The sequence below is a fragment of the Bradyrhizobium sp. 1 genome (assembly GCF_023073315.1).
Lineage (GTDB): Bacteria > Pseudomonadota > Alphaproteobacteria > Rhizobiales > Xanthobacteraceae > Bradyrhizobium.
In genome coordinates, this window is sequence record NZ_JADPJH010000018.1 from 625,297 (window position 1) to 637,166 (window position 11,870).

Genomic DNA, 11,870 nt, shown 5'->3' on the forward strand with positions numbered 1-11,870 from the left:
GTGGGTTCGATCCGTTGCACACCGTAGGACAGCGCTCACAGTGAACAGGAGCGCACGATGCACGGAACATTCGATCTCGCGTCAATTCAGATAGACCCTGCCATCTTGTATTTCGGAACGCCCGTTGTCCTGATCGGATCGAGCAATGCTGACGGCTCGCCCAATCTCGCGCCGATGTCGTCAGCGTGGTGGGTGGGATGGCGCTGCATGCTCGGGCTAGCGCGCAATTCGAAAACCACCGAGAACATGATTCGCACCGGCGAATGCGTGCTCAATCTGCCGTCGGCCGACCTCGTCGCCGCGGTAGACCGCCTCGCCCGCACCACGGGCTCTGATCCGGTGCCATCAGGCAAACTCTATCGCGGCTATCGGCACGAGAAGGACAAGTTCGGCCTCAGCGGCCTGACGGCACTGCCGGGTGAGACGGTCGGCGCACCGCGCACCGCCGAATGTCCGGTGCAGATGGAGGCGAAGGTCGCCTATGTGCACGAGATGGCACAGGACGATGCGGTCTGGCGCGGCAATCTCGCAGCCATCGAGGTCCGCATCACCCGCGTGCATGCGCATCCCGACATCATGATGGACGGCGCCCCCAACCGCATCGATCCGGACAAATGGCGCCCGCTGATCCTCAGCTTCCAGGAATTTTATGGCCTGACGCCAGAGCGCTTGCAGCGCTCCGAGCTCGGGCAGATTCCAGAGGCGATGTATCGGCCGCCGGGCTGGCAGCCGGCGCTTTAGTGCGCCCTCATCGCTTCCTCAGCACCATGTCCTTCGCCGCGATCAGGCCGCCGCCGGCGATCAGGATCGCGGCGATGGCGATGTTGGCGCTGGCTTTGGCAAAACCGGCGGCGATGAGGAATCCGGTCGAGAGCAGCGGCGTCGCATAGGACGCAGCGCCGAGCACACGGATGTCGCCGCGCTTCATGCCGATATCCCAGGCGTAGAAGGCAGCACCGACGGGGCCGATGCCGAGCGCGATGACCGACAGCCATTGCAGCGTCGTCTCCGGCCATACAGTGGTTTCAAGCAGGCCGTGCATCAGCGCGGCGAGCCCTGATGTGGCGAGGCAGAAGCCCGCGACCGCGTCGGTCGGCACCGCTTTCAATCGCCGCGACAGCACCGAATAGGTCGCCCAGACGAAAGCGGCGATGAAGGCCGCGATCAATCCCGGCACAGTCCCCGGCGCAAAACCGCTGGTGTTGCCGGCGAACAGCAGCACGGTGCCGACGAGGCCGAGCACGGCGCCGATGACGTGATGCGCGGCCAGCCGCTCACCCGGCAGGAAGGACGAGAACAGCACGATCAGGAGTGGCCAGAGGTAGTTGAGCAAACCGGCCTCAGCCGGCGGCGCGAAACGCAGTGCCAGAAAATACAGCGCATGATAGCCGAACAGTCCGCCGACGCCGACCGCCCAGACGACCAGCGGCTGGCGCAGGCTCTTTGCTGCCTCGCCGCGGCCGATCCAGGTGAGGAGACCGACGAGACCGCCGATCGCGAAGGTCATCGCGGCGAGCTGGAACGCCGGGATTTTTCCGGTCGCAACCGTCATCACTGACAGCAGCGACCACATCAGGATCGCGGTCAATCCGATCAGTGTCGCGGTACGGGGAGTCATCGGTCAATATTTCCGTCATGCCGTCCGAACGACGGCGTCGCTTCCGCTCGTCTATGTCCTGGCCATCCATCGATGCGGACGTTGTAAAGACGTTGATGCCCGGGACAAGCCCGGGCATGACGAAGTTACCGATATGATCGCGCGTGATGCCTGGGCATCACACCATGTATTGGCCGCCGTTGACGGTCAGCGTCGAGCCGGTGATGGCACCGGCCTCATCGGCGGCGAGGAACACGACCGCGCGCGCGATTTCCTCGGGCTCGCCGAGGCGGCCGATCGGGATCAGCGGCAGGATCGCCTTTTCCAGCACGTCCTTCGGCACCGCCTGCACCATCTCGGTGTTGATGTAACCCGGGCAGATCGCGTTCACGGTGATGCCGGCCTTGGCGTTCTCCAGCGCCAGCGCCTTGGTGAAGCCGATCTCGCCGGCCTTGGCCGCGGAATAGTTCACCTGGCCGAACTGGCCCTTCTGTCCGTTGATCGAGGAGATGTTGACGATGCGGCCGAACTTGCGGCCACGCATGCCTTCGATCACCTGGCGCGACATGTTGAACAGCGAGCCGAGATTGGTGTTGATGACGGCGCTCCATTGCTCGAGGCTCATCTTGTGGAAGGCGCCGTCCTTGGTGATGCCGGCATTGTTGACGAGCACATCGATCGGGCCGACGTCGGCCTCGACCTTCTTCACGCCCTCGGCGCACGCGTCGAAATTGCTGACGTCCCATTTATAGACGGCGATGCCGGTCTCGGCCTTGAACTTCTCCGCCGCCGCATCGTTGCCGGCATAGCTCGCCGCGACCTTGTAGCCGGCCGCCTTCAGCGCCTTGCCGATTGCAGCTCCGATGCCACGCGTACCACCCGTCACCAATGCAACTCGTGCCATATCGTATTCCTTCCCTTGGACGCTTCGGACGCTTCTGAGTGACCGTTTTTAGTGGTGGATTATGCGGTTGGTTTGACGGACATCAAGAACAAAACGCCCGGCGTTGAGCCGGGCGTTTGTATTTAGTCGAGGCTTGCGCGGTTGCGAAGAATATTTGATTCGCAACCGCCGCCTTTTTAGTCGCGTGCAACGCACTCACCGACGTGTGCAGCGCACCCGTCAGCTACACGTCAGCTGTCTTCAGTCGCGCGCCAGACACATCGCGATACCCATGCCGCCGCCGATGCACAGCGTGGCAAGGCCCTTCTTCGAATCGCGCTTCTGCATTTCATGCAGCAGCGTCACCAGCACGCGCGCGCCGGAGGCGCCGACCGGATGGCCGATCGCGATCGCGCCGCCATTGACGTTGACCTTCGAGGTGTCCCAGCCGAGATCCTTGTTGACGGCGCAGGCCTGCGCCGCAAAGGCCTCGTTGGCCTCGATCAGGTCGAGATCGCCGACGCTCCAGCCGGCCTTCTTCAGCGCGGCGCGCGAGGCCGGGATCGGGCCCGAGCCCATGATCTTCGGATCGACGCCGGCCTGTGCCCAGGACACGATACGCGCCAGCGGCTTCTTGCCTTCCTTGGCCGCCTGCTTGGCCGTCATCAGCACCACGGCGGCAGCGCCGTCATTGATGCCCGAGGCCGAGCCCGCGGTGACCGTGCCTTCTTTCTCGAAGGCGGGCTTGAGCTTGGCCATCGCCTCAACGGTTGCGCCATGACGCGGATATTCGTCGGCGCTGACGACGATGTCGCCCTTGCGGCTCTTGATGGTGACGGGGACGATCTCGTCGCTGAACTTGCCGGCCTTCTGAGCCGCTTCGGCCTTCTGCTGCGAGGCGACCGCGAACTCATCCTGCTGGGCGCGGGTGATCTGCCACTGCCGTGCGACGTTCTCGGCGGTGTTGCCCATGTGGTAGCCGTTGAAGGCATCCCACAGGCCGTCCTTGATCATGGTGTCGATGAACTCGACCCCACCCATCTTGACGCCGCCACGCAGGTACTGCGCGTGCGGGGCCATGCTCATGGATTCCTGGCCGCCGGCGACCACGATTTCGGAATCGCCGTTGAGCAGCGCCTGGTAGCCGAGCGCGACCGTGCGCAGGCCCGAGCCGCAAAGCTGGTTCACGCTCCAGGCCGGACTCTCCACGGGAATGCCGGCCATGATCGAGGCCTGGCGGGCCGGGTTCTGGCCCTGAGCGGCGGTCAGGATCTGGCCCATGATGACTTCGGAGACCCGGCCGGGCTCGATGCCACCGCGCTCCAGCGCAGCCTTGATGGCGATGGCGCCGAGATCGTGGGCGGGAAGGGTTGCGAAGGCTCCGTTGAAGCTTCCGACCGGGGTGCGGGCGGCGCTGACGATGACGACATCGTCTGACATGGACATCTCCTGAGGTTCAATTGGGGGCAGGCGGGGCTGGGAAAACGGCTCGCCAGTCTCGGACGGCATCCTGTTAACGTCGTTGCGGCATGTCAATCGCGCGCTGACCGAATCCATGCCGCAGCGCATTCAAAATAGCGTTCTTGGCGATTTCGCAAGCACGTTTTTGCTGTGCAATTAACCGTGCCGCACAAAACGGTAGCGTGAGCCCGTTGAAAATGCTTATTTTGTTGCGTTGCGTACTCTTCCCGCCCTGCAGTATAGCCCGGCAGGTTCCCGTTCTCAGCGTTTGCAAGTGAGAGCCCATGGCGAAATCAGACCAACCCACCACCATCAAGAAATACGCGAACCGCCGGCTCTATAACACCGGAACGAGCACCTACGTGACGCTGGAAGACCTCGCCTCCATGGTCAAGGACGGCGAAGATTTCCTGGTCTACGACGCCAAGTCCGGCGACGACATCACCCGCTCCGTGCTCGCCCAGATCATCTTCGAGCAGGAGAACAAGGCCGGCCAGAACCTGTTGCCGACCACCTTCCTGCGCCAGCTGATCCGTTTCTATGGCGACAGCATGCAGATGGTGGTGCCGAAATATCTGGAGCAGGCGATCGCGTCGCTGACTCAGGAGCAGGAGAAGTTCCGCAAGCAGATCTCCAGCTCGCTGTCCGGAACTCCGTTTGCGCCGCTGGAGGAACAGGTCCGCCGCAACATGGAGCTGTTCCAGCAGACCTTCTCGATGTTCAAGCCGTTTGCCCCTGGCGCGGCGGGTCGTCCGGCGACGGCCACGCCGGAGCCTGAGCCCGATGCGAACGCCGCAGCGGCGACGGACAGCAACATCGACGATCTGCGCCAGCAGATGAAGGACATGCAGGAACGCCTCGAGAAGATGTCGAAGAAGGACGAGTAGGTCTCAAGCCTCTCGTCCACATCAGCGCCCGCCAGCCGCGCGCGCGCCCTCGACCGTTTTGCCCAACTGCTTCCACAAACTCGTCATTGCGAGCGCAGCGACGCAATCCAGACTGTCTCCGCGGAAAGACTCTGGATTGCTTCGTCGCAAGGGCTCCTCGCAATGACGGAGTTCGCGGATAGAGCGGCGCCTACGCCGCCAGCTTCACCGCATGCGCAAAGTCCCAATAGAGTTTTCGCGCCTTGGTGTAGAGCGGGCCCGGCTTCAGCTCGCGCTCGTCGATGCGGATCACCGGCGCGACCTTGGCAAAGTTGCCGGTGGAGAAAATCTCGTCGGCGGCGAGGAAATCGGCATAACGCAATGTCTTCTCGACCACGGTGATGCCGTCGCCACGAAGCAGGCTGATGACGCGCTGGCGCGTGATGCCGTTCAGGAACGTGCCGTTGGGCACCGGCGTGAAGACCACGCCGTCTTTGGCCATGAACACGTTGGAATTGCCGAACTCCGCGACATTGCCGAGCATGTCCAGCATCAGCGCGTTCTGGAAGCCGCGCGAGGCGGCCTCAGCCAGCGCGCGCGAATTGTTTGGATATAGGCAGGCAGCCTTGGCCTCGACCGGCGCGCATTCGGCGGTCGGCCGGCGGAACGGCGACAGCGTGATCGCGTTGCCGACGGGTTTTGGCATCGGCGCCTCGTAGATGCACAGGCACCAATTGGTGGTCTCGGGGTCGAACATCACGCCGCCGCCAGAGCCATTCTGCGCCCAGTACATCGGGCGGACATAGAGCTCGGTATTCGGCGCAAAGCGCGCGATGCCTTCGTTGGCGAGCGTGAGCCAGGTGGCGGCATCGACCACCGGCTTCAGGCCGAAATTGATCGCGGATTGATTGGCGCGGGCGACGTGACGGTCGAGATCCGGCGCGACGCCCTCGAACGCGCGCGCGCCGTCGAACACGACCGAGCCGAGCCAGGCCGCATGTGTGCGCGGCCCCATGATCGGCACATTGCCGTCGTGCCATTTGCCCTCGAAGAAGGTCCAGCTCGGCGAATATTCGATCGGCTTCCTGATCTCGGCCATGACCGGCCTCCCGTTGGCGTGACGCCGCAATATAGCGCCACTATTGGTCGCAATTTCTAAATGATTCCCTGCGGGGAGATGGTGAGCTACCCTCTCCCGCAAGGGGGACAAGGAAGTGCCATGCCGCTCGATCCGCTCGCAAAGCGTTTGTTGACCATGATGGCTGCCGCTTCGCCGCAGGGACGGAGCCGGCCGAGCGTCGAGGCGCGGCGGCAGTCGCTGGCGAAGCTGATGCAGTTCGCGCGCACTGATGCACCTGACGTCAGCGCGTCCGACGGGATGCTGCCCGGGCCTGACAGCGAGCTGCCCTATCGTCTCTATGCACCCGCAAGCGCGGGCGAACTCGCGCCGGGCTTCGTGTTCTTTCACGGCGGCGGATTGGTTGCCGGCAGCGTTGCCACGCATGACCGCATCGCGGCGGCGCTGGCGCATGTGACCGGCTGTCGGCTGGTCTCGGTCGACTACCGGCTTGCGCCGGAGCACAAATTTCCCGCCGCCGTGGACGACGCGATCGCGGCCACCGAATGGGTGGCGCGCGAAGCCTCCTCCCTCGGCATCGACGCCGAACGTCTCGTAGTCGGCGGCGATTCCGCCGGTGCCACGCTCGCCGCGATCGTGTGCCAGGAAGCGATGCAGAACGCCGGCCTCTCGATTGTCGCGCAATGCCTGATCTGCCCGGTGCTGGATTTCGAGGAGACCTCGCCGTCACGCGAGGAATTCGCCGAAGGCCATCTGATCGACCGCGTCACGATCGAAGCCGACCTCGCCGACTATCTGCCCGAGGGCCTGGACGCCGCCGATCCCCGCATCTCGCCGCTGCGCGCGACGCGCCTCGCGGGCTTGCCCACCGCGATCATCCACACCGCCGAATTCGATCCGATGCGCGACGAGGGTAACGCCTATGCGCGCAAGCTGCTCACCGCGGGCGTCGCGGTCGAGCATGTCTGCCATGACGGCATGGTCCACAATTTCCACGCCATGGGCGCGATCCTGCCGCAGGCACAACTCGTTCTGTCACAGATTGGCGAACAGGTGCGGCGGGCGGTGGCGAAATAACAGCGCGAATCACGTGCGCGCGTCGAGCACGGCCCTCGCTGCCCCTACATAGTCACGCCAATGCGCATCCGCGTAACGTTCGGCCTGCCGTGCGCAGGTGACGTCGGGCGCATGCGCGGCTGCGATCGTGCGCGCAAAGCGCTCTTCGGCCACCGTCACGTCACCAGGCTCGGGCGACGGCACCGCGGCAGCCACGGCGGTCGGAGCGACAGCGAGGCCCGCCAGACCAGTGAGCAGGATGCGGCGCGACGTGTTCATGGCTGTTGTCCTTGCAATGGCCGGCCCGCACTCTGGCCGGCGCGTGTGTCAGTGCGACCACAGCACGGTAACCGCACGCATCCGTGCAGTCCACCGCTTGCGGATAGCGCTTGACCAGGACGGCGATCACGTTCCATCTAGCAACGCTTCCGTCATCAGATCGCCGCGCGTCGGATTGTCACGTGTCCCATCACAGGCCATCGCATCGCCTGGTTTTGCGCGCCGCCGCGATGGGACTGCTTTGCCTGACGATCTCGGCAGGCACCGCCTTCGCTGCCGACGACGACGGCGCGCCGGCAAAGCCTGATGTCCCCAACATCTATCTCGACCTGCGCACGACCTACGCGACGATCCCCGCTGGCACGCTCGGGCTCGGCTTGGGCAACACGTCGTTGTCAGCAGCGTTCGAAGCCCTGGCGGCACGACGCGGAGCGACGCTGCCGAACGGCTTGCCGGCGGCGAAATCGATCGCCGTCGACCTGCCGCTGACCGTCGATGTCAGCGAGCGCGTCTCGCTCTATGGCGGCGTATCGGGCTCGACGACGGATATCGGTGGCGGCTGGTCGGCTTTGGACATCACCAGCTGGAACATCGGCGTGCAGGCCGACCTCTATCAGCAGAATGGCGGGAGGATCCCGACGATCACGCTGCAATCGACCTTGACGCAGTCGGTGCCGAACGAGCCGGGCATGACGAACTCGTTCAACAACATCCTGGAATTCGACTACGCGCTCGACGAGGACGAGACGCGGGGCTGGCTGGCCGGCTTGCAATACACCACCACCACCATCGCGAGCCCGCTCGCCAGCATCCGACCGAACACGATCCTCTATGTCGGCGGCTATTACCAATGGCCGAGCAACTGGAAATTCACCGGGCGCCTTGGCATGCAGTCCTTCGGCGGCGCGCAGCTCGCCGGCCGGACGCTGGCGGAGCCCTTCACCCAGCCGATCCTGCGCCTCGACCTCGACCGCATGGACGACAATGACAACCGGCTGTTTGGCATCACCGCGCAGATCGCGTGGATGCCAAAGCCGTCCTACCAGGTGACGTTGCGCACGCCGCTCTACGCGGTGCGCAATTGAGCGCCGGCTAATCCGGCACCGGCACGTCGAAAGTGTTGAGCGTGACCGAGACCATGCAGTAGACGCCGACGAGATAGGACAGCTCGGCCGCACCGTGCTCGCCGAATTCCTTTACCGCAGCTCTATAGGTCAACTCCGGCAGCACGCCGCCGCTCACCAGGGCCGAGGCCATGTCGTAAGCGACCGCTTCCTGCTTGGTGAGATCGACCGGCCGCTGGCCGGCGACGATGGTCGCGAGCTTCTCGTCGGAGAGGCCGCGCTGCTCGGCCACCAGCACGTGGGCATAGAGCTCGTAGCCCGAACGGAAATGCGAGCCGGTGACGAGGATCGCGACCTCGCGCACCGGCGCCGGCAGCAGCGGGTTCGACGCGATCGCCTTGACCAGCTCCCACACCGGCTTGCCGAAGCGAGGCTCGCGGATCCAGGGATTCCAGGGCCCGAGCAGCGCGCCGTCGTCGCGCATATTGATGAAGCCCTTGAAGTGGTCCGTGATGCCCGCTTTCATGTCGTCATAGAGCGGCTTCTGTTCGGCACTCAGGTCTTTCGGATCGAGAATGGGAAGGCGCACGGCGGAATCTCCTCGTTGAGAAGCCGAGACGGTCGCGCGCGTACGCGCGCGTGGCAAGTGAAGTTGCCGTGACGACCGTGCCATTTTGCAAATGGCAGGGCACCGCCGCTTGAGGCCTCAGGGCCTTATATGTTCTGCGGATTGACGACGTCGTCGACCGCGAACGCCAATGGCTGCCCGGTATCGAGGAATGACGACAGCGCTGCCTCGACCGGCGCCGGATCGAGACCGCGCGCTTTCAGCCATTCGGGCTCGTAATAGGTCTGACGGTAACGCTCGCCGGAATCGCAGATCAGCGTCACCAGCGATCCGGTCTGGCCTGCCTTGCGCATCTCGGAGGCGAGCCGGCACAGCGCCAAAAAATTGGTGCCGGTGGATCCGCCCACGGCGCGGCGCAGCCGCCGCGACAGCACGTTCATCGCCGCGACCGTCGCCGCATCCGGGATCTTCATCATGCGGTCGACCACACCCGGCACGAAAGACGGCTCGCAACGCGGCCGGCCGACCCCCTCGATCAGCGACGGACGATCGCAGACATGGGAGCGATCCTGCGTACGGAAGCAGTCGAAGAAGGCGGAATGCTCGACATCGGCAACGCAGAGCCGGGTCGGATACTGGCGATAGCGCAGATAGCGTCCGATGGTGGCCGACGTTCCGCCGGTGCCTGCGCCCATCACGATCCAGTCCGGCAGCGGACATGGCTCGCCCTGCAACTGGGTGAAAATAGATTCGGCGATGTTGTTGTTGCCGCGCCAGTCGGTGGCGCGCTCGGCAAAGGTGAACTGGTCCATGTAATGGCCGTTCAGCCGGGCGGCGAGCGCGGCGGCTTCCGCATACAGCGCGCGGCCGTCGTCGATCAGATGGCAATTGCCGCCATAATGCGCGATCGCGGCGATCTTCTCCGCCGAGGTCGTGCGCGGCATCACGGCGTAGAACGGCACGCCGATCATCTGCGCGAAATAGGCCTCCGACACCGCGGTCGATCCCGACGATGCCTCGACGACAGGCGTGCCTTCGCGGATGTGGCCGTTGCAGAGCGCGTAGAGGAACAGTGAACGCGCCAGACGATGCTTCAGGCTGCCGGTCGGATGCGTGGACTCGTCCTTGAGATAGATATCGATGCCTGATAGCGCTGGCACGATCAGCCGGATCAGATGCGTGTCGGCCGTGCGGCACTGGTCGGCCTCGATCGCCGCCACCGCCTCGTCCACCCAGCCGCGCCGATAGGCCGGCCCGGCCGGATTGAGATGGCGAAAGGGGAATGTCTGCATCGAACGAATCTCTCATGATGCGGATCGCGCATCAAGTGCTGTGGCTCAAAACTCCAGCGGCGCGTTGTCGACGACCTCCTTCATCACGAAGAAGGTGCGGGTCTGGCGCACGCCGGGCAGCGCGATGAGCTGCTCGCCATGGATGCGGTTGAAATCCTCCATGTCACCGACGCGGATCTTGAGGAAGTAATCGAAATCGCCGGCGACGAGGTGGCAGTCGAGCACGAATTTCAGTTTGGTGATCGCCTGCTCGAAGATGGCAAAACTCTCCGGCGTCGAGCGATCGAGCACGACGCCGACCATCACCAGCGTGCCCTTCGCGACCTTTTTTGGGGCGACCATGGCGCGCACAGCGGCGATGAAGCCGTCCTCGAACAAGCGCTGGGTGCGGCGATGGCAGGTGGCCGGGCTGATGGCGACGGTTTCGGCCAGCTCCGCATTGCTGAGCCGTCCGTTATTTTGCAGCAATCTCAACATCTTCAGATCAGTTCGGTCGAGACGGACAGACATGGAAGAAGCTTCCGTATGGGGTCGATTCAACGGAAGATATCACAGCTCAGGCCGCTATTGCTGAAAGATAAGGCGCAACATAGGCGCAATATTCGAGAGCACATTTCTGCAGCCAGATGCTAGCCAGATCCCCAGACATCAACGCCAATCGGGATGACCCATGAAGCTCGACCAATTCGCGCGCTATCCGCTGACCTTCGGCCCGACGCCCATCGAGAAGCTCGAGCGGCTGTCAAAACATCTCGGCGGCAATGTCGAGATCTACGCCAAGCGCGAGGACTGCAACTCAGGCCTCGCCTATGGCGGCAACAAGCTGCGCAAGCTCGAATACATCATCCCGGATGCGATCGCCTCCAACGCCGATACGCTGGTCTCGATCGGCGGCGTGCAGTCCAACCACACCCGCATGATCGCCGCGGTCGCCGCCAAGATCGGCATGAAGTGCCGCCTGGTGCAGGAAGCCTGGGTGCCGCACGAGGACGCCGTCTATGACCGCGTCGGCAACATCATGCTCTCGCGCATCATGGGCGCCGACGTGCGTCTGGTCGACGACGGCTTCGACATCGGCATCCGCAAGAGCTGGGAGCAAGCGATCGAGGAAGTGAAGGCGGCAGGCGGCAAGCCCTACGCGATCCCCGCCGGCGCCTCCGTGCACAAGTTCGGCGGCCTCGGCTATGTCGGTTTCGCCGAGGAAGTGCGCAAGCAGGAAGCCGATCTCGGCTTCAAGTTCGACTACATCGTGGTCTGCACCGTCACCGGCTCCACCCATGCCGGCATGCTGGTCGGCTTCGCCGCCGACGGCCGCGCCCGCAAGGTGATCGGCATCGACGCCTCCTTCACGCCTGATCAGACCAAGGCGCAGGTGCTCTCGATCGCGCAGAACACGGCCAAGCTCGTCGAGCTCGGCAAGGAGCTCGTCGCCGACGACGTCGTGCTGATCGAGGACTATGCCTATCCCGCCTATGGCGTGCCGTCGGAAGAAACCAAGGAAGCCATCCGCATCACCGCACGGTTAGAGGCGATGATCACCGACCCTGTCTATGAAGGCAAATCGATGCAAGGCCTGATCGACCTGACCCAGAAGGGCTATTTCGAGAAGGGCGCAAAGATTCTCTACGCCCATCTCGGCGGCGCACCGGCGCTCAACGGCTACGGTTACGCATTCCGGAACGGCTGAGGCCGCCCGGCTCGCGCCTCCCTCCGCTGTCGTCCCGGG

13 protein-coding genes are annotated in these 11,870 nt (G+C 64.1%); 5 read left to right on the forward strand and 8 right to left on the reverse strand.

The annotated features are described in order from the left end of the window. The first annotated feature begins 57 nt into the window (after positions 1 to 57). Entirely contained in the window at positions 58 to 741 is a 684-nt protein-coding gene (locus IVB29_RS15465) for a flavin reductase family protein (RefSeq protein ID WP_247504213.1), read from the forward strand. Positions 742 to 748: 7 nt separating this feature from the next. Here IVB29_RS15465 and IVB29_RS15470 read toward each other — a convergent pair whose 3' ends face one another. The 3 genes from IVB29_RS15470 to IVB29_RS15480 all read right to left on the reverse strand — a co-directional run bounded on the left by IVB29_RS15470 (position 749) and on the right by IVB29_RS15480 (position 3,920). Further along, complete coding sequence (locus IVB29_RS15470; protein ID WP_247504214.1) at positions 749 to 1,618, reverse strand: EamA family transporter; 870 nt, start codon at positions 1,616 to 1,618, stop codon at positions 749 to 751. Between the two features lie 157 nt (positions 1,619 to 1,775). Beyond that, the gene (gene phbB, locus IVB29_RS15475) at positions 1,776 to 2,501 is read right to left on the reverse strand and encodes an acetoacetyl-CoA reductase (RefSeq protein ID WP_247504215.1); all 726 of its coding nucleotides are present in this window, start codon (positions 2,499 to 2,501) and stop codon (positions 1,776 to 1,778) included. A 240-nt stretch (positions 2,502 to 2,741) separates the two neighbouring features. Continuing rightward, positions 2,742 to 3,920 (reverse strand): acetyl-CoA C-acetyltransferase, encoded by a 1,179-nt coding sequence (locus tag IVB29_RS15480; protein WP_247504216.1) that lies wholly within the window; start codon positions 3,918 to 3,920, stop codon positions 2,742 to 2,744. Positions 3,921 to 4,225: 305 nt separating this feature from the next. Between IVB29_RS15480 and phaR the strand changes: the two genes are divergently transcribed. After that, positions 4,226 to 4,828, forward strand: coding sequence for a polyhydroxyalkanoate synthesis repressor PhaR (gene phaR / locus IVB29_RS15485; protein ID WP_247504217.1), 603 nt, complete (start codon positions 4,226 to 4,228; stop codon positions 4,826 to 4,828). A 190-nt stretch (positions 4,829 to 5,018) separates the two neighbouring features. Here phaR and IVB29_RS15490 read toward each other — a convergent pair whose 3' ends face one another. Further along, positions 5,019 to 5,906 (reverse strand): branched-chain amino acid aminotransferase, encoded by an 888-nt coding sequence (locus IVB29_RS15490; protein WP_247504218.1) that lies wholly within the window; start codon positions 5,904 to 5,906, stop codon positions 5,019 to 5,021. A gap of 120 nt (positions 5,907 to 6,026) precedes the next feature. On the opposite strand from IVB29_RS15490, the gene IVB29_RS15495 reads away from it, so the two are divergent. Continuing rightward, entirely contained in the window at positions 6,027 to 6,962 is a 936-nt protein-coding gene (locus IVB29_RS15495) for an alpha/beta hydrolase (RefSeq protein WP_247504219.1), read from the forward strand. 9 nt (positions 6,963 to 6,971) lie between these two features. Here IVB29_RS15495 and IVB29_RS15500 read toward each other — a convergent pair whose 3' ends face one another. Then, complete coding sequence (locus IVB29_RS15500; RefSeq protein ID WP_247504220.1) at positions 6,972 to 7,220, reverse strand: hypothetical protein; 249 nt, start codon at positions 7,218 to 7,220, stop codon at positions 6,972 to 6,974. A 215-nt stretch (positions 7,221 to 7,435) separates the two neighbouring features. Between IVB29_RS15500 and IVB29_RS15505 the strand changes: the two genes are divergently transcribed. Then, positions 7,436 to 8,305: a hypothetical protein gene (locus tag IVB29_RS15505; RefSeq protein ID WP_247504325.1), complete on the forward strand. Its 870-nt coding sequence runs from the start codon at positions 7,436 to 7,438 to the stop codon at positions 8,303 to 8,305. Between the two features lie 7 nt (positions 8,306 to 8,312). Here the strand turns inward: IVB29_RS15505 and IVB29_RS15510 are convergent, their stop codons facing one another. From IVB29_RS15510 to IVB29_RS15520, 3 genes are all read right to left on the reverse strand, one after another. Beyond that, positions 8,313 to 8,873 carry a carboxymuconolactone decarboxylase family protein gene (locus tag IVB29_RS15510; protein ID WP_247504221.1) on the reverse strand — a complete coding sequence of 187 codons (561 nt, stop codon included), beginning with the start codon at positions 8,871 to 8,873 and terminating at the stop codon, positions 8,313 to 8,315. Positions 8,874 to 8,998: 125 nt separating this feature from the next. Beyond that, positions 8,999 to 10,144 carry a PLP-dependent cysteine synthase family protein gene (locus tag IVB29_RS15515; protein WP_247504222.1) on the reverse strand — a complete coding sequence of 382 codons (1,146 nt, stop codon included), beginning with the start codon at positions 10,142 to 10,144 and terminating at the stop codon, positions 8,999 to 9,001. A 45-nt stretch (positions 10,145 to 10,189) separates the two neighbouring features. Next, positions 10,190 to 10,654 carry an Lrp/AsnC family transcriptional regulator gene (locus tag IVB29_RS15520; protein WP_247504223.1) on the reverse strand — a complete coding sequence of 155 codons (465 nt, stop codon included), beginning with the start codon at positions 10,652 to 10,654 and terminating at the stop codon, positions 10,190 to 10,192. Between the two features lie 160 nt (positions 10,655 to 10,814). Between IVB29_RS15520 and IVB29_RS15525 the strand changes: the two genes are divergently transcribed. Further along, the gene (locus tag IVB29_RS15525) at positions 10,815 to 11,831 is read left to right on the forward strand and encodes a 1-aminocyclopropane-1-carboxylate deaminase (protein WP_247504224.1); all 1,017 of its coding nucleotides are present in this window, start codon (positions 10,815 to 10,817) and stop codon (positions 11,829 to 11,831) included. The last annotated feature ends 39 nt before the right edge of the window (positions 11,832 to 11,870 follow it).